Consider the following 293-nt stretch of genomic DNA (forward strand, 5'->3'; position numbering starts at 1 on the left):
CTGAGTGCTGTAGCTAAAGGTGAAAAAAACGAGACGATTCGCCTCGCCTCTGAGTTATCGTTAAAGCAAAACCAATGGCAATTTAACTCGCTTAATTTAGATTATCTGCAACTAAATGCAGACACTGTTGAATTTTCTGTTGCCGGCCAGTCAATGGCGATAAACAAACTCACTTCAAAATTTGCAGGCACAGTTACGACCACGGCGACCAAACTCCATAGTACCGCACCAACCCGCGTTGAACTTAATGTTTTAGACAGCCAGGCCTCAGCTATTCTGAATTTCAATAGCAT

At 43.0% G+C, this 293-nt stretch carries 1 protein-coding gene; it reads left to right on the plus strand.

Going from position 1 to position 293, the window contains the following annotated elements:
• Positions 1–293: hypothetical protein (locus tag SB847_RS20820; protein ID WP_410578489.1), on the plus strand; the 293-nt coding region annotated here is incomplete at both ends.

This window comes from Bacillus sp. SIMBA_026, from assembly GCF_046535335.1.
Taxonomy (GTDB): Bacteria; Bacillota; Bacilli; order Bacillales; family Bacillaceae; genus Bacillus; species Bacillus velezensis.